This window comes from Cognatundibacterium crateris, from assembly GCF_010078235.1.
In the GTDB taxonomy this organism is placed as follows: Bacteria; Pseudomonadota; Gammaproteobacteria; order Burkholderiales; family Burkholderiaceae_D; genus Undibacterium; species Undibacterium crateris.
In genome coordinates, this window is record NZ_JAABOS010000013.1 from 1 (window position 1) to 17,156 (window position 17,156).

Here is a 17,156-nt window from a genome sequence, read left to right on the forward strand (position 1 = left end):
AAACATTTTTAAGTTTGGCTTCTCGCGACAGAACCCTTATTTTTCTGAGGCGTGCCGCAGGCGTTTAGCCTTGCCTGAGACTGCTTCTGCCTGCAGCTGCTCCAGATATTCCCATAAGCGTGAGACCAGCATTTTGCCGGGACGCTGTATCGATGGCCGCTCGCGGTAAAGCCGGATTTCCATATTCACTTCCCATGCACCGCTACCATCGTCAGCGCGCGCCAGTTGCTTCTGACGTATTTCCCGGGTCACGGCAGACTCAGGCAGAAACGCGATGCCACGCCCTTCCAGTGCCATCATTTTCAAGCCTTCCGCCATATCGGTTTCATAGCATTTTTCCAGATGCAGCGGCGTGCGTGCATCATTCAGTAGCAGATCCACCATACGCCCCAGATAAGCATTATTGGCGTAGGCCAGAAAAGGCAAAGGCTGGTCTTCGGTACCGGGCAAGACAAAATCCGGCACGCCATGCTGATCACAACGGGTATAGGCGCGTAAGGCTTCGGTTCCCATGCTGATCATGTCGTACTGGCTGGCATCCAGCAGCAAAGGCTGGCGCGGATGGTGATAACACAGCAGCAAATCGCAGCCGCCCTCAACCAGCGTCATGACCGCATCGTGCACATTCAGCGCCAGCAGGCGGCTGTTAATTTCGCCAAAAGCCTGTTCCAGTCCGGTCAGCCAGCGTGGCACATAGGTCAGCGACAAGGTATGCGGTACGGCAAAATCCACCGTGGTCTGGGTGCTGGTGCGTTTTCCGCGTAACAGCGCGCGTGCATTGTTGATCTGGCCCAGCATCGCAATCGCCTGTTCATAAAACACTTCACCGGCATGCGTGAGCCGGGTTGGATAGGAAGTGCGGTCGATCAGATCGCTGCCCAGCCAGGCCTCCAGCGACTGTATCCGGCGTGAGAAGGCAGGCTGCGTGACATGGCGCAACTCGGCAGAACGGCTGAAACTATTGGTCTCAGCCAGTGACACAAAATCCTCTAACCATTTGGTTTCCATTTACACTCCTGCTGCCATATTTTGCTGTCCGCCGGCCACTGCCTGCTGCAACTTATCTTCATCTTCTGCGTCATCTGCATCATCAGACATACCGCTTTGCTGACGCTCCCACATCTGCGCATACTTACCGCGTTGTTCCAGTAATTGCTGATGGGTGCCACGCTCTATGACGCGGCCCTGATCCATCACTAATATCTGCTGCGCATCCACGATAGTCGATAAGCGATGCGCAATGACAAGGCTGGTGCGGCTGCGTGCAATCTCCTTAATCTGGGCTTGTATCATTTGCTCGGAATGCGAATCCAGCGCAGAAGTCGCTTCATCAAAAATCAGGATGGCCGGATTTTTGAGCAAGGTACGCGCAATCGCAACGCGCTGCTTCTCACCACCGGATAATTTCAAACCACGCTCACCAACCGTGGTCTGGTAGCCATCGGGCAGCGACTCAACGAAATCATGGATGAAAGCCGCTTTCGCCGCCGCAACCACCTCTTCATGGCTGGCATCCGGTCTGCCATACGCGATGTTGTACGCGATGCTGTCATTGAACAGCACCGTATCCTGCGGCACGATGCCAATTGCATTGCGCAGGCTGGACTGGGTATAGCTGCGGATATCGCGATCCTGTATCTGTATGCTGCCGGACTGAATATCATAGAAGCGGAACAGTAAGCGCGATAAAGTCGATTTGCCGGAGCCGCTGTGTCCGACCACAGCTGTAGTGCTACCGGCGGGTATCGTGAAGTCAACATCAAATAAAATCTGGCGCTTACTCTCGTAACTGAAATTCACTGCCGCAAAACGGATCGCGGCGCCCTGCTGTTCTGAGATTTGCAAAGGCTGTGCATGTTCCTGATCAGCGACTTCTTTATTCTGTTCAAGAAGTGAAAATAGCTTCTCCATATCGGCCAGGCTTTGCTTGATTTCGCGATATAGAACGCCCAGGAAATTCAAAGGCACATACAGTTGCAGCATAAACGAATTCACCAGCACCAGGTCACCCAGACTCATGCTGCCATCGATCACCCCCTGCGTCGCACGCCATAAAATCAGGGTCACAGCAGTCGCAATGATCAGCGATTGCCCGGTATTCAACAGCGACAGACTGCTCTGGGAACGGACTGCGGCATCTTCATAACTCTGCAAACCACGGTCGTAACGCGCTGCTTCGTATTCTTCGTTGCTGAAATATTTGACTGTCTCGTAGTTGAGCAGCGAATCGATCGCCTTACTCTGGGCTTTGGAATCGAGCTCATTCATGGTGCGGCGAAAATGGGTACGCCACTCCGTGACCACGATAGTAAAAGTAATGTAAATCACCAGCGCACTGAAGGTGATGATGGAAAACCAGATGTCGTAGTGGGTGGACAAATAAATCAGCACCAGCACAATTTCCAGCAAGGTCGGTACGATGCTGAACAACGCAAACGAGACTAGTGAAGAGACAGCGCGCGTGCCACGCTCAATATCGCGTGTGACGCCACCAGTCTGACGATTCAGATGAAAGCGCAGTGACAGCGCATGCAAATGCCGGAACACCTGCAAGGCGATAGTCCTGACTGCACGCTGAGTAACGCGGATAAATACAAACTCCCGGAGTTCGGTAAATGCCGTGGTCGATAAACGTAATGCGCCATATGCGAGTAATAAACTGACCGGCAACACCATGACTGCGACCGGATTTCCCGGAGCCAGTGTCAGGCTGTCGACGATATGTTTGAGTACAACAGGTACACCGATATTAGCCAGCTTGGCGCCGACCAGCAGACTTAATGCCAGAATCACACGCCATTTATAGGCCCAAAAATAGGGCAACAGGGTTTTGATCGTGCCCCAGTCGCCACGTTTTTGCTGACTGTCAGGAGGAATTTGTGACGAAGAGTCTCTGCGACGCATGGGAAGTGTCTTTTCTTGAAGTGGTTTATCATGGCGGGTTCGCCGTTAAGGCTGATCCTGCCGCGCTCGCAGCGCCATGGTATGCATTTTGCGTAATTTACGTATTTATTTAGGACTTACGCAAAATTACCCCGGCAAGGCATGGCGACGCAGGCAGTACGCAGTGTACGACAAGGAGCCATAACGCTGCTGNTTATTGGTAAAGCCTGCAGAACTGACTATATTGTCTGATGAAATCAGACTGCTGTCAGCGTACTGGCGTCATTATGATTGTAACGTTTTAAGAAAGTCCGCGATGTCTGAACATCTACATACTAGCCTGCCCGCCCACATGCCCACCTTGCGTGTGATGCCTATGCCCTCTGATGCCAATGTCCACGGCGATGTATTTGGCGGCTGGATCATGGCGCAGGTCGATATCGCCGGTGCCATTCCGGCTGCACGTCGTGCCAATGGCCGGGTAGCCACCATCGCAGTGAATTCCTTCCTGTTTAAGCAACCGGTGTTTGTGGGTGATCTGCTCTCATTTTATGCAGACATTGTTAAAGTCGGCAAAACTTCGATCACGATCTCAGTTGAAGTGTATGCAGAACGTAACCGTCTGCAAGCTGAAACCGTCAAAGTCACGGAAGCAACCCTGACCTATGTCGCCACCGGGGAAGACCGCAAGCCGCGCCAGATTCCACCGCTGGAATCATTATCCGGCGCAGTATAAGCCAGAAAACAGATTCCCAATCGATGCCTTCCCGCCGCCACTTTCTGCAGCATTTGCTGCAGTTGGGAACGCTTGCAGCATTATCGCAAGCCTTTCCCAGCCATGCTGCTGAGCTGATTTCCAGCTATCCTTTTTCACTCGGTGTTGCATCCGGCTCACCGCGCCATGACAGCGTGGTCCTGTGGACCCGCCTGCTACCCGATCCATTGAATGCAGTGCCATTGCCACCTTTGGTATATAAGCTGAACTGGGAAGTCGCTGAGGACATACATTTCAAACGTATCGTGCGCCAGGGTGAGGTATTTGCCTTGCCTGAACTGGGGCACAGCGTGCATGTCGATGTCAGCGGTCTGAGTCCGGATCGCTGGTATTTTTACCGCTTTATGCATGGCGATGCGATCAGCCCCATTGCGCGCACCCGGACGGCACCGGATAACGACAGCCTTAGTAAACTGCGTCTGGCGGTCGCTTCCTGCCAGCATTGGGAATTCGGCGAGTACGCGGCACATAAGCATATTGCGGCGGCTAATCCGGATCTGATCGCCTTTCTCGGCGACTATATCTATGAGTGGGGGCCGTATGATCTGAAGCATCCGGCCAAACCGAGACGGCGTGATATAGAGAGCTTTAGCCTCAGCGAATACCGTGCCCGTTATGCGCAATACAAAAGCGATCCGCTGCTGCAAATGTCGCATCACTGTGCACCATGGATAGTCACCTGGGATGATCATGAAGTCGCGAATGACTATGCGGCCGATCGCGATGAACGCCTGAACCCGCAATTTCTGCAAAGGCGTGCCGCCGCCTATCAGGCTTTCTATGAGCACATGCCAGTCAGACTGCATCAGGTGACGGTGCATCCTGCGCAGTTCGCGCACATGCGCATCTATGAACGCTATGACTGGGGCAGGCTGGCACGTTTTCATCTGCTGGATGATCGCCAATACCGCAGTCATCAGGCCTGCAATCCGACTGACCGCGGAGGTTCACGCCTGGTCAGCCCGAATGCCTGTGCGGATTTGTCTGCCGCTGGTCGCACTATGCTGGGACAGGAACAGGAAGTATGGCTGAATCAGGGGTTGGCAAGTTCAAATGCTAAATGGAATATCCTGGCACAACAGACTTTGCTTGCACCATGCAGACATGGGTCGCCGCTACAGGCCTTGGGTGACAGTCAGATCTGGACCGATGGCTGGGATGGTTACCCGGCCGCACGTCAGCGTCTGCTGGATGTGTTTCATCAACACCAAAATCTGAACCCCGTCATATTGTCAGGCGATGTACATACTTTTTACGCAGCGAACCTGGCACGTGATTTGAATCAGCCCCTATCTACAACAAATCCAGTGATTGCGACAGAATTTTGCGGCACCTCACTGACCTCGAATTCACGTCCGCAATCCCAGACTGAGCAAATCCTGCAAGACAATCCCCACCTGGTCTATGGACGCAGTGATAAACGCGGCTTTATGCTCAGCGATATCCATGGCACCAGCATGACGACGCAGTACTTAGCGCTGGACGATGTGAGCAAAGCTGACTCCGGCATTAAAGTACTCAAAACTTTTGTGGTCGAGCACGGCAAACCCGGCATCGCAGGCACATAAAAAAAGGCAGCCACGGCTGCCTTTTTTTGATACTCAAATTCCGTATTTGGAATTACGCTTTTTTCTCATCACGTAATTCGCGACGCAGGATTTTACCGACATTGGTTTTTGGCAGTTCCATGCGGAATTCTATGTACTTCGGTTTTTTGTAAGCGGTGAACTGCTCCTTACAATATTCCATCAGCTGATCTACGGTCAGTGTAGGATCTTTGCGCACCACAAACAGTTTGACAGCCTCACCGGAATTCGCATCGGGCACACCGATACACGCGCATTCCAATACGCCAGGATGCTGCGCCACCACGCCTTCGATTTCGTTCGGATATACATTAAATCCAGACACCAGAATCATGTCTTTTTTACGATCGACGATAGTGGTGTAACCGCGGAAATCCATGATGCCGACATCACCGGTTTTAAAGAAACCATCGGGAGTCATGACCTTAGCGGTTTCATCCGGACGGTTCCAGTAACCCGCCATCACCTGCGGCCCGCGAATCGCGATCTCACCAGTCTGACCTAAGGGCAGTCGATTACCATCATCGTCCAGAATCGCGATTTCTGTCGATGGGATAGGCAAGCCTATGGTGCCGGAAAATTCCTTGGTATTGGCTGGGTTGGCAGTTGCAACCGGCGAGGTTTCAGACAAACCATACCCCTCAGCAATCGCACAGCCTGTGACCTTCAGCCACTTATCCGCCACTGCTTTTTGCACCGCCATACCGCCACCGCTGCAGATTTCATAGCCAGAAAAATCGAGCGAGGCAAAGTCGGGATTGTTCAGCAAACCGTTGTACAGCGTGTTCACAGCAGGGAAAATATTGACGCGGTAATTACGCAATTCTTTGACAAAACCAGGGATATCACGCGGATTAGGAATCAGCACATTCATTGCGCCGATGCGGGTACCGAGCAGGCTGCAGACGGTGAGCGCAAAAATATGATAGAGCGGCAAAGCACAAACAATGACTTTGGCTTCATCTTCATGTCCCGACATGCTGGGGCGCAGCCAGGCATCATTTTGCAGAATATTCGCGACCACATTTCTGTGCAACAGCGTCGCACCTTTGGAGACGCCGGTAGTACCACCCGTATATTGCAGGAAGGCGACGTCATCCGGTTGCAGGCTCGCAGGCTGAAAACGCTTACCTGCAGCAGCAGATAACATTTGATTGAACCGGATCGCGGTCGGCAGGCTGAACGCTGGCACCATCTTTTTCACATTCCGGACCACGAAATTGACGATGGTCCCTTTCAGTCCGCCCAGCAAATCCCCCATGCTGGCGATCACGATGTGCTTGACCTTCGTTCTTGGTAACACCTGCTCTAAGGTGGTCGCAAAATTTTCAAGAATGAAAATCGCTTCCGCGCCGGAGTCGGTCAGTTGATGCTCAAGTTCGCGTGGCGTGTATAGGGGATTCACATTCACCACCACATAACCGGCACGCAGAATAGCGGCCATTACCGCCGGATACTGCAGCACGTTAGGCATCATGATGGCAACGCGTGCGCCTTTTTGCAGTCCCTGTCCCTGCAACCATGCAGCGATCTGCTGTGACATGTTATCTAGTTGACCGTAAGTCAGAAATTTACCCATACAGGCATAGGCTTTGCGATTCGCAAATTTCTTGAACGACTCATCCAATAACTGAACCAGTGACTGGTATTGATTGACATTAATGTCCGCCGGAATCCCTTCTGGATAGGATTTAAGCCAAAACTTGTCCATAATTCTCCTCTTCGCTGATTTTTATTGTATGAAACGTTTGTATTCGGACATAGAAAAGCACGTCCGCACTTTTTATTGAGCGCAACATCCTCAAGGGTGATGCTAGCGACTTAGTGCTGGCAAGGCAAGCATTTTAGAATTCAGTTGAAAGAACCATCTAGGCTACATTGCACCGCACAAATCAACTGGCACGGTGAGCTTTTTTACTTTTCAAAACTTATTCTGGTAGCCTATCCACCGCCTCGCCGAGGCGCAATCCGGTGTTGAGTCGTTCCAGATGTAACAGCGCGGCAGAATGATCGGCGGTCGCACGATATGTTTCGAGTTCTCCAAACAACTGCGCAATCAAACTGGTGGCGGGCAATTGCAATCCGGCGTCAGTTGCAGCAGCCTGAATATTGCGCATATCTTTGGCCTGGGTTTTCACCTGACCACCGGGGATGAAATTCCTTTCCAGCATACGTTGCCCATGCAATTCCAGTATCCGGCTTTCGGCAAACCCACCGCGCAAAGCAGTTCTTACTGCGGCCGGATCGGCACCACCGGCCTGTGCCAGCAATAAGGCTTCCGCCACCAGTTGTATGGTGCCGCCTACGATCAGCTGATTGCATAGCTTGGCTAACTGTCCTGAACCCGGTGGCCCCACCAAGGCAGGTCTGCCCATCGCCTGCAGCACAGGTTCAAGCTCAGCAAAAACTTCAGGGCGGGCACCGACCATGATCGCCAGGGTTCCGGCCTGCGCACCCGCTACACCGCCGGACACCGGCGCATCCGCAAACGCGAGACCGCTGGCCTCACAGCGCGCACGCAATTCCAGCGCTTCGGACTGGCGGGTTGAACTCATGTCGATCACACACATACCCGCACGCCAGGCCAGTGCAGTCTGCTCCAGTACCTGTGCCACGATGGGTCCGGAATCGAGCATAGTGATAATCAATTCTGCCTGCCATTCGCCATCTGCAACGGCCAGGGCGGGATCGCTGGCCAGCACAGCGCCATGCTGTACCAACATGCTGGTTTTGGCTGGCGTGCGGTTCCAGACATGTAACTGATGTCCTGCCGCCAGCAAGCGTAAGCCCATAGGCTGGCCCATCAAACCTGTTCCGAGTAAGGCGATACGGCGCGGTCTGAACGCTGCATGTAAATTTAACTCTGTCTGCTCCATCGCTGTTCTGCTCCTTGCAATTAATCCTTGTTTCCGCGCCAAAAGTGAGGCCTGAAATTGTGTTAGTCTTGCTGTTTTACTGATCGTCAACCCAAGCTCTGTTCATCCCATGAAAACACTAACACAAAGATTCCTGCTCGGTGCAGCTTGTATGCTCGCCAGCTCAGCCGCGTCGGCCATTGATTCCTATTCCGCTGAATTCGCCAGCGGAAATAAGTCGCAGTTTGTGCGCGGCGGACTGCAATGGAACTGGGATGAGCAATGGCTGAAATCAAATAGCAGCTTCGTCGGCGGCTATTGGGATGCGACGCTGACGCAATGGCGCAACAATGCCTATCAGGGCGTACCTGGTGCAACCCAGAACATTACTGATGTCGGCTTCACACCGGTATTCAGATGGCAGCAGTCCAGTAAAAAAGGCGTGTATGCAGAAGCGGGGATCGGTGTGCATCTGTTCAGCCATGTGTATAACAACAATGGCCGTCGTTTTTCCACCGCCTTCCAGTTTGGCGATCATCTGGGCGCTGGCTATGTGTTTGCCAGCGGACTGGACGTCGGTCTGAAGGTTCAGCATTTCTCAAACGGCGCGATCAAGCGCCCGAATCCGGGTGCCAACGTGGCAGTAATCAGAGTCGCTTATCCGTTCTGACGATGAAATGGCGATGCGCGCCGGACAGCACGCATCGCTAATCCCCTATGCAGGCAGAGCTTGAGCCCTGCCTGCACCTCAATGCGTATGACCACCGCCCAGATAGGCGGCCTGCACAGCAGGATCATTTTGCAGCTTGTCGGCCGGGCCATGCACAGAAATCCTGCCATTCTCCAGCACATAACCGTAGTCAGCCACGGCCAGCGCGGCAGCAGCAAACTGCTCCACCAGTAACATGGTTCTGCCCTCCTGCTTGAGGCGCTGGATGATACGGAATACCTCATCCACCAGTATAGGCGCCAGTCCCATCGATGGCTCATCCAATAAAATCACTTCAGGATTGAGCATCACGGCGCGCGCCATCGCCAGCATTTGCTGTTCGCCGCCAGACAAAGTACCCGCCAGCTGATGGCGCCGCTCACGCAAACGCGGGAACAACTCCATCGCATTTTGCAAATCATGTTCGATATCACCACGGGGACGGGCCCGGGTAAAGCGCGGGAATGCACCCAGCAATAAATTATCTGTCACCGACATGGTGGCAAACACCCTTCTGCCTTCCGGTGAATGGGCCAGACCAGCACGTGCGATCTGATGCGAATCCATGCCGGTCACATTTTTGCCAGCCAGCGTGACCGTTCCCTCTTTCGGTTTGATCATGCCGGAAATCGCCCGCATCGTAGTGGTTTTACCGGCTCCGTTCGAACCTATCAGCGTGACCACTTTGCCCTTAGGAACATCCAGTGAAATACCATGCAACACCTGTACTTTGCCGTAGGCAGCATGTAAGTTTTGTATACTCAGCATCGCTCTCTCCTCAGGCTGCGCCGGTGGATGCGGCAGCCAGATCTTCACTGACACTGCCACCAAGATAGGCTTCAATGACTTTAGGATCAGCCTGTACCTGTGCGGGTTGTCCTTCCGCGATTTTCTGGCCGAAATCCAATACCGTCACGGTATCGCAGATAGACATCACCACATCCATATGGTGTTCGATCAGGATAATGGTGATACCGTGTTCGCGAATTTTTCGGATGATCGCCACCAGTTCCTTAATATCAGGAGCAGTCAGACCTGCAGCGGGCTCGTCCAGCAACAGCAGTTGCGGATTCAAACCGAGTGCCCTTCCTATCTCCAGCAAACGCTGCTTACCATAAGGCAGATTGCGCGCTTCTTCATTGGCCAGATCAGACAAGCCGACAAAATGCAGGATGCTGGCGGCCCGCGCCCGTGCTGCATCTTCCTCGCGTTGATAGCGTGGCGTATGCAACATCACATCCAGGATATTGCTGCGGAAGGTGTTATGCAGACCGACCAGTACGTTCTCGGTGGCGGTCATCTCACCAAACAACTGCACATTCTGAAAAGTACGCGCCACACCACCGAGCGCAATGGCGGATGGGGTATTGCCGGAAATCGCTTTACCCGCAAATTCAACCACACCATCCGTCGGCTGATAAATCCCGGTCAGCACATTCATCATGGTACTTTTACCGGAACCATTCGGGCCTATCAAACCATGCACACTGCCTTTTGCCACCTGCAGATCCACCTGATTCAAGGCCTTGAGGCCACCGAACTGCATCAGCACCTGACGTGCGCTCAGCAAGACACCGATGCGTTCTTCGCTGGCCTGGGTAATCGCGAGTTTGTCATTGAGTTGCGTCGCATCGCTATGCGCCAATAAATGGCGTGGTCCCTTACCCAGCATAGACTGCACAAATCCGACGATGCCATCCTGCAGGTAATACACCACGAACAAGGTCATCAGTCCGAAGATAGTCAGACGCCAGTCGGTGATGTTTTCCAGCTTGTAGGAAAACGCTGCCATACCAGCTGTTGCCAGAACAGGCACCAGCACTTCGCGCAAAGTCTTACGCCCCTGCACCAGCAACCAGGCTGAGCCCGCCACGCCAGCGACAGCGGCAACGGTCGCGATTTTTCGGAACAGATCAATATCAGCCAACAAGGACGGTAACATCACCACAATAAATGCGCCCAGCAAAGAACCGATACGGCTCTTGCGGCCACCCATAATGACCGCCAGCAGGAATAATATGGTCAGCTCGAAGTTATAGGTATTGGGGGAGATATACTCTTCAGAGCTCGCATATAAAGCCCCGGCCAGACCCGCCAGTGCTGCGCTGATGACGAAGGCGTAGACCTTGTAGCGATACACCGATACCCCCATACAATCGGAAGCAATCGGACTGTCACGCAAAGCCTGAAATGCGCGCCCCAGATGAGAACGAAGAATGCGGTGTACCACAATCAGCGCCAGCACCATCAGACCGGCAACCAGATAAAAATGACCAACCTCACCCAGCTTTTGTCCAAACAGAACCGGTTTGGCGACTTTGATACCCATCGGCCCCTCAGTCAGGAAAGTCATTTCATTAATCAGGATCTGAATGATGGTACCGAAGGCCAGCGTCACCATGGCCAGATATGGGCCCGTCACACGTAATGCAGGCAGCGCCAGCAAGGCACCGAATAATGCCGTCACCGCGATACTGGCTGGCAGCGCCAGCAGCACCGGACAACCCAGCTTAAACACTAACACACCGGTAGTGTAGGAGCCTATGCCAAACAGACCGGCATGACCCAGAGATACCTGACCGGTGTAGCCGACCACGATATCCAGCCCAAACAACAGGATGGCATAAATCAGGATGGTTTCAGCCAGATGCAGGTAATAGGGATTGTGTACAAACACCGGAAATAGCCCGAGCGCGGCCACTCCGGCCAGCCCCAACAGGAAGCTCTTGTTACGCATGATGGCTCCTTATACTTTTTTGATTGCTGCTTTACCGAACAAACCGGCAGGTTTCACCGCCAGCACCAGTAACAGCAACAGCAAACCTGGCACTTCCTTGTAACCGGTGGAGATATAAAATCCAGTCAGGGTCTCTGCAATACCGAGTATCAGTCCGCCCACAATCGCACCGACACCGGAAGTCAGACCACCGATGATCGCCACTGCAAACGCCTTCAAACCCAGCGCGGAACCCATAGTGGCGCCGGTCAGTGTCAATGGTGCGACCAGCACACCGGCAAACGCAGCAGTAGCAGATGACAAGGCATACGAAAACGTAATCACCATGCTGGTGTTAATCCCCATCAGTCCTGCAGCATCACGGTCATTCGAGGTCGCTACCACGGCTTTGCCGTAGATCGATTTACGGTTGAACATTTCAACCGCCAGCATCATCGCCAGTGCACCCAGCACCACGACGACTTGCATCGCCTGTACATTGGCACCGAAAATCTGAAACGGTGCTGCCGACAAAGGGGAAGGGAAAGTCAGATCGTCTTTGCCCCAGATATTTTCAGCGACATTTTTGAAAATAATCGCGAGCGCAATAGTGGACATAATCCAGCCAAATTCGGATTTGATTTTAATCGCCGGACGGACACCTATCCATTCAACCACCATGCCCTGCAAAGCGCCAAATACGATCACCAGCGGTATCATCAGCCAGTAATTCATATACGGTCCGCCATGTATCTGACCGACCAGACTGAGACCGACCAGCGCGCCCAGCATCAGCGATTCCCCCTGTCCGAAATTCAGGGTGCCGGAGGTGGCAAAAGTGAGTTGATAACCGAATGCGATGACCGCATAAATCATACCCAGCGCGATACCGCTAAACACAAGTTGTAACAGGATTTCCATTTTCTGTACCCGACAGTAAATGAGGAAAAGTGCGTCAGGATTCAGCTTCTGCCACGGCTTAAACAGTGGAAAGGCTGATCCTGCCCCCTATCCTCTCAACATGTGCCGACAGCCAGCCAGAAGCCGTATCAGGTTCAGACTGAAGCCGTACAACAGATGTGATGGTGAGTCAGTACAGACCGCTGCAAACAATCAGCGGTCTGCACCACAAGGAAAATACCAGGAAAAACCAGCTGTTTATTTGGCCTGAACGATGTGTCCGTTCTTGGCCTCACCCATGACCGGGATACCAGCTTTAATCGCTTCGTGATCGTCGTGGGTAAATGGTTTGCTGTAAGTCGTAACGACGCCATCTACCTTTTCATTCAGGTTTTCCAGCGCCTCACGGACTTTTTCACCCTCAGTGGTGCCGGCCTGACGGATAGCTGCGGTCAACAGGTAGATCGAGTCATAGCCTTGTGCAGCGGAGACAGGAGAAGGAATGCGCTCGACTTTATAAGACTTTTGATAGGCCTCGATGAATGCCTTACGTTTAGGCGTATTCGGCTCCTGGATAAAAGTCTGTGGCATAGTAGCGCCATCGCCATTTTTACCGGCATTGTCGAGGAAATTACCCATAGACAGAGTCCAGCTGCCTATCATCGGTACTTTCCAGCCCAGCTTTTCCATGCCATTGGCGATCTGCGCCAGCTCAGGTCCTATGCCATAGGTCAGCACGGCCTGTGCACCACCCTGCTTCGCCTTGAGCAATTGGGCCGTCATGTCCACATCCTTGATGTTGAACTTTTCGACTGCAACCGGCTTCACGCCTTTCACCGCCAGTGCTTTTTCCAGATCTTCGCGACCGAGCTGTCCATAGTTGGTAGAGTCAGCCAGAATCGCGACCTTGGTAAATTTGCGCTTGCCGACCGCTTCTTCCACGATCATGGCCGATTGTATGGTGTCATTGGCTGCAGTGCGGAAGATGTAGTTATCCTTGTGATCCGGTGGCAGAAATTGCTTGGTCACCACGCTGCCTGTCGCCACATTATTCATCACCGGAATTTTGGCTTCCTGGTAAAAACGCTGCGCAGCGAGCGCGACACCAGTGTTGATATAACCGACTGTAGCGACGACTTTTTCTTTATTAATCAATTCCTGTGCAACCTGCACACCGCGCTCATTCTTCGCTTCGTCATCACGTTCTACTAATTGAATCTGGCGTCCGAGCACACCGCCCTTCGCATTAATCTCAGCCACAGCCAGTTTGACGCCATCACGCATGGACACACCCATAGGCGCGGAGCCACCAGTGAATGGACCAGATACACCGATTTTGATCGGTTCAGCTGCCATACCGGCAGCAGACCAGCTAACTAATGCAGCAGCAATCAGGGATTTCATTTTGTAGGACATGTCGGTCTCCAGAGTTTGGTGTTGTTTTACGACTTACCATTGCACTATTCATGCAAGCTCTCTTGTGTGGCTGTTCTGTGAATATGCGCTCCTTACAAATTAACAGAAATCTTCATGCCGCATTGCAACAAGATCTACTTAAGTGAAACTACGCAATCCCCAACTCCAGGCTTTGGTACAGCAATACGAGCTTCTGCACAAAACCCGATGAGGCATAAATTGCTGCAAGCTAAAACAGTCAATCGTCTGGACTATCTGAGCCACTATTCCTTGCTGCGACAATTGTGCGTCGATCCCAGATGTATTGAATGAACATAAAAAAACAAGTTTATTAGCTTATGCAATTTATTGTTAAAACCGCGGGTGACAGTCTGTACTTCTAAAAATAGTTGCCTAACATATTGATACAGGACAACAATTTTCTGAGTTTTAAGCAACTCAAGGCCAACAGCCATAATTTGGGAAAATGGATGCGATATGAAAACGCCTTCAAACAAGGAAAAGAAAATCGGGCAATTCCTCGGTGTCAGTGTATTCACCGGTGCAGTACTCGTATTTTTGATTTTCACCAGTGCAGTGGCCTACAGTCTCCACCGCTCTCAAGAGCAAGGTGCGATCAATGACATCACCGATTTACTTGATTCAATTAATGACAGCTTTGAAGTCTTTGACAGCGCAGTAAAAGCGGACGCTGAAAGAACAGGAAATAATTTTCGCGTTGAATTGGGTGAAAAATTGGCGGTTAATCCCGATCAAAAAATCAGTGTCGCCGGAAAAAGCATAGCTGCACTCACGCTGAATGAGCAGCTCATCAATAATCAGTATGAACAAGTCGACGCATTCACTGCCCGTACCGGTGCAATTGCGACTTTTTTCGTCAAGGATGGCAATGATTTTATCAGGGTCTCGACCTCCTTAAAAAAAGAGAACGGTGAGCGCGCAATCGGCACGGCACTGGATAAAGCACACCCAGCCTATCCCCTGCTCATGGAAGGAAAAAAATTCACCGGTGCCGCCAAACTGTTTGGCAAAAATTATATGACTTACTACAACCCATTCATGGGTAGTGATGGAAAGCTGGCAGGCGCGATATTCATAGGTATCAATATCGACCCCACACTGAGCCTGCTCAAAGAAAAAATCAAAGCGATGAAAATTAAGAGTACGGGTTATTTCTACGCGTTTGATATGAAAGATGGCAAGCAACAAGGGACACTGATGATACATCCCTCTGACGAAGGCAATAACATCCTTGATTCGAAATCAGCTGATGGCCAGTTATTTGTGAAAACCATGCTGGAAAAAAAACAGGGATTGCTGCGTTACGACTCAGCCGACAGCAAACAGACGGATACAAAAGTTAAAGAAAAACTGCTTGTCTTCCGTACGATTCCCACCACGAAATGGATACTTGCCGGTAGCGTCAACAGTAGCGAGCTGGCGGAAGAGAGTATGCAACAGATCATCTGGCTGGGTAGCTTAGCGATTACCCTGTTAGTTGCAGGCGGCCTGCTCTTTATGGCGATGGTAAGCCGCGTTGTAACACGCCCTCTTCAACAGGCCACCGCCCTGGCTAATTCGCTGGCAAGCGGCGATCTGAGTCATCGAGTAGAAGCGAAGAGCGACAATGAAATAGGCAAAATGCTGACCGCAATGAACGGCATAGGAGAAGGCTTAACGCAAGTCGTTCAGGAAGTGCGGACAGGATCTGCCAGCATACAGACTGCAGCCAGAGAAATTGCGAGCGGCAACGCCGACTTATCAACGAGAACCGAAGTCCAGGCTGGCACTCTGGAAGAGACGGCCAGCTCCATGGAAGAGTTAACCTCTACGGTGCAACAAAATGCAGAAAATGCGAGAGAGGCTGATCGCTTTGTGAATTCTGCCACCGAAGTTGCAGAGCAAGCCGGACTCGTTGTCAGTCGCATGGTGGCAACCATGAATGATATCCGCGACAGCTCCAGAAAAGTCGAGGAAATTATTAATGTGATTAATGGCATTGCGTTCCAGACCAACATCCTTGCACTCAATGCAGCGGTAGAGGCTGCAAGAGCCGGTGAGCAGGGGCGCGGCTTTGCGGTGGTGGCGGGGGAAGTACGCAGCCTGGCCCAACGCGCATCGATTGCAGCTAAAGATATTCAGGGCTTGATCAATGATTCCGTGAACAAAGTTGAATCAGGCAGCACGATGGCCAATGAGGCGGGACGTACCATGAGCAGGGTCGTCGAGGACATTCGTAAAGTTGCGAGTCTGGTCAATGAAATCAGTAATGCGAGCAATGAACAAAGCACCGGTATACATCAGGTGAATGATGCCATCACGAATATGGATGAAATGACCCAGCAAAACTCAGCGCTGGTCGAACAGGCAGCCGCTGCTGCGGAAAGTATGCGGGAACAATCAGACCGGCTTTCTGAGCTGGTTGCCCAGTTTAAAACCGAAACAACTACAGCGAATGTTGTACGTGTCTCAGGGCTGGATCGCAGGCAGCTCAGGTAGCCGGCGCAAGCGCCGCCGATAGTAAGCTGCACCAGCACTTATCGGCGGCAAGCAGCAATAATTAGGGACTGTTGCCTATCACGGCGCGGCAAGATTTTATTTGAGCAGACTAAATACTTTGCTGATCGCTTTACTGCCTGCACCCAGTGGATCCTGACGTATTGCTTTCTCTTCTTCAGCAATCATCAAATACAAACCGTCTAAAGCTTTTTGTGTGACGTAGCCTTCGACCGTTGCTTCCTGCTCAGATACCGCACCCAGCTTTTGCGCCTGGCCCATTACGCTATTGTATTTCGCCGACAATCCCGCTTTATCGGTAACACCTTTCACAATAGGTCGGAATTGCTGCATCAGCGGTGAGGCAGTTTTTTGTTTAAAGAAATCAGTCACCGATGTTTCACCACCGGTCAAAATGTTTTTCGCATCAGTCAGCGTCATCGATTTGACTGCATTCACCAGCAAGGGTTTTGCCATAGGAACTGCCGCTTCAGCCGCACGGTTCATAGAAACGACCAGTTCATCTAACTGCTGACCCTTACCAGTCATCTTCAATATTGGTCTGACTTGTTCCAATAAACCGGGCAATTGAATTTTGACTTTATCGTTATTCAAAAAACCGTTCTCCACGCCCAGCTTAGCAACTGCAGCCACCGAGCCCTTATCCAGTGCGGCCTTCAGCCCGGTACTCGCATCCTGATTACTCAGATCGCTGAATGACAGTGCGCTGACGCTGAAGCTTGCAACCAGCAGGCTGGTCGTAAATACGGCTTTCACAGATTTTTTTGAATTGGCATTTGAAAAAAGATTCATAAGAACT

General features: G+C 51.9%; 13 protein-coding genes. 4 read left to right on the forward strand and 9 right to left on the reverse strand.

Going from position 1 to position 17,156, the window contains the following annotated elements; all coding sequences use genetic code 11:
- Positions 1-36: 36 nt before the first annotated feature.
- Together EYB48_RS17740 and EYB48_RS17745 are read right to left on the reverse strand one after the other, a co-directional pair.
- Complete coding sequence (locus EYB48_RS17740) at positions 37-1,008, reverse strand: LysR family transcriptional regulator (RefSeq protein ID WP_162021727.1); 972 nt, start codon at positions 1,006-1,008, stop codon at positions 37-39.
- Positions 1,009-2,904 (reverse strand): ABCB family ABC transporter ATP-binding protein/permease, encoded by a 1,896-nt coding sequence (locus EYB48_RS17745; protein ID WP_162021728.1) that lies wholly within the window; start codon positions 2,902-2,904, stop codon positions 1,009-1,011.
- Between the two features lie 295 nt (positions 2,905-3,199).
- Here EYB48_RS17745 and EYB48_RS17750 point away from each other — a divergent pair, with 295 nt between their 5' ends.
- Positions 3,200-3,619 carry an acyl-CoA thioesterase gene (locus EYB48_RS17750; RefSeq protein WP_162021729.1) on the forward strand — a complete coding sequence of 140 codons (420 nt, stop codon included), beginning with the start codon at positions 3,200-3,202 and terminating at the stop codon, positions 3,617-3,619.
- Between the two features lie 23 nt (positions 3,620-3,642).
- Positions 3,643-5,226: an alkaline phosphatase D family protein gene (locus EYB48_RS17755; RefSeq protein WP_162021730.1), complete on the forward strand. Its 1,584-nt coding sequence runs from the start codon at positions 3,643-3,645 to the stop codon at positions 5,224-5,226.
- A gap of 52 nt (positions 5,227-5,278) precedes the next feature.
- Here the strand turns inward: EYB48_RS17755 and EYB48_RS17760 are convergent, their stop codons facing one another.
- Positions 5,279-6,955 carry a long-chain fatty acid--CoA ligase gene (locus EYB48_RS17760; protein WP_162021731.1) on the reverse strand — a complete coding sequence of 559 codons (1,677 nt, stop codon included), beginning with the start codon at positions 6,953-6,955 and terminating at the stop codon, positions 5,279-5,281.
- Between the two features lie 217 nt (positions 6,956-7,172).
- On the reverse strand, positions 7,173-8,120 hold the full coding sequence (locus EYB48_RS17765; protein WP_162021732.1) for an NAD(P)-dependent oxidoreductase: 948 nt from the start codon (positions 8,118-8,120) through the stop codon (positions 7,173-7,175).
- 151 nt (positions 8,121-8,271) lie between these two features.
- Here EYB48_RS17765 and EYB48_RS17770 point away from each other — a divergent pair, with 151 nt between their 5' ends.
- Positions 8,272-8,769: an acyloxyacyl hydrolase gene (locus EYB48_RS17770; protein WP_235935249.1), complete on the forward strand. Its 498-nt coding sequence runs from the start codon at positions 8,272-8,274 to the stop codon at positions 8,767-8,769.
- 78 nt (positions 8,770-8,847) lie between these two features.
- On the opposite strand, the gene EYB48_RS17775 is transcribed toward EYB48_RS17770, so the two are convergent.
- The 4 genes from EYB48_RS17775 to EYB48_RS17790 form a co-directional block, all read right to left on the reverse strand.
- Complete coding sequence (locus EYB48_RS17775; RefSeq protein WP_162021734.1) at positions 8,848-9,576, reverse strand: ABC transporter ATP-binding protein; 729 nt, start codon at positions 9,574-9,576, stop codon at positions 8,848-8,850.
- Between the two features lie 10 nt (positions 9,577-9,586).
- Positions 9,587-11,545, reverse strand: coding sequence for a branched-chain amino acid ABC transporter ATP-binding protein/permease (locus EYB48_RS17780; RefSeq protein WP_162021735.1), 1,959 nt, complete (start codon positions 11,543-11,545; stop codon positions 9,587-9,589).
- A gap of 9 nt (positions 11,546-11,554) precedes the next feature.
- Positions 11,555-12,445: a branched-chain amino acid ABC transporter permease gene (locus EYB48_RS17785; protein WP_162021736.1), complete on the reverse strand. Its 891-nt coding sequence runs from the start codon at positions 12,443-12,445 to the stop codon at positions 11,555-11,557.
- A 237-nt stretch (positions 12,446-12,682) separates the two neighbouring features.
- Positions 12,683-13,840 (reverse strand): ABC transporter substrate-binding protein, encoded by a 1,158-nt coding sequence (locus EYB48_RS17790; RefSeq protein WP_162021737.1) that lies wholly within the window; start codon positions 13,838-13,840, stop codon positions 12,683-12,685.
- Positions 13,841-14,317: 477 nt separating this feature from the next.
- Between EYB48_RS17790 and EYB48_RS17795 the strand changes: the two genes are divergently transcribed.
- Complete coding sequence (locus tag EYB48_RS17795) at positions 14,318-16,339, forward strand: methyl-accepting chemotaxis protein (protein ID WP_162021738.1); 2,022 nt, start codon at positions 14,318-14,320, stop codon at positions 16,337-16,339.
- A gap of 96 nt (positions 16,340-16,435) precedes the next feature.
- Here EYB48_RS17795 and EYB48_RS17800 read toward each other — a convergent pair whose 3' ends face one another.
- Positions 16,436-17,149: a DUF4197 domain-containing protein gene (locus tag EYB48_RS17800; protein ID WP_162021739.1), complete on the reverse strand. Its 714-nt coding sequence runs from the start codon at positions 17,147-17,149 to the stop codon at positions 16,436-16,438.
- Positions 17,150-17,156: the final 7 nt, after the last annotated feature.

Coding starts and splice junctions, on each gene's coding strand:
- EYB48_RS17740 (WP_162021727.1), bottom strand. CDS start 1,008: ATGGAAACCAAATGGTTAGAGGATTTTGTGTCACTGGCTGAGACCAAT.
- EYB48_RS17745 (WP_162021728.1), bottom strand. CDS start 2,904: ATGCGTCGCAGAGACTCTTCGTCACAAATTCCTCCTGACAGTCAGCAA.
- EYB48_RS17750 (WP_162021729.1), top strand. CDS start 3,200: ATGTCTGAACATCTACATACTAGCCTGCCCGCCCACATGCCCACCTTG.
- EYB48_RS17755 (WP_162021730.1), top strand. CDS start 3,643: ATGCCTTCCCGCCGCCACTTTCTGCAGCATTTGCTGCAGTTGGGAACG.
- EYB48_RS17760 (WP_162021731.1), bottom strand. CDS start 6,955: ATGGACAAGTTTTGGCTTAAATCCTATCCAGAAGGGATTCCGGCGGAC.
- EYB48_RS17765 (WP_162021732.1), bottom strand. CDS start 8,120: ATGGAGCAGACAGAGTTAAATTTACATGCAGCGTTCAGACCGCGCCGT.
- EYB48_RS17770 (WP_235935249.1), top strand. CDS start 8,272: ATGCTCGCCAGCTCAGCCGCGTCGGCCATTGATTCCTATTCCGCTGAA.
- EYB48_RS17775 (WP_162021734.1), bottom strand. CDS start 9,576: ATGCTGAGTATACAAAACTTACATGCTGCCTACGGCAAAGTACAGGTG.
- EYB48_RS17780 (WP_162021735.1), bottom strand. CDS start 11,545: ATGCGTAACAAGAGCTTCCTGTTGGGGCTGGCCGGAGTGGCCGCGCTC.
- EYB48_RS17785 (WP_162021736.1), bottom strand. CDS start 12,445: ATGGAAATCCTGTTACAACTTGTGTTTAGCGGTATCGCGCTGGGTATG.
- EYB48_RS17790 (WP_162021737.1), bottom strand. CDS start 13,840: ATGTCCTACAAAATGAAATCCCTGATTGCTGCTGCATTAGTTAGCTGG.
- EYB48_RS17795 (WP_162021738.1), top strand. CDS start 14,318: ATGAAAACGCCTTCAAACAAGGAAAAGAAAATCGGGCAATTCCTCGGT.
- EYB48_RS17800 (WP_162021739.1), bottom strand. CDS start 17,149: ATGAATCTTTTTTCAAATGCCAATTCAAAAAAATCTGTGAAAGCCGTA.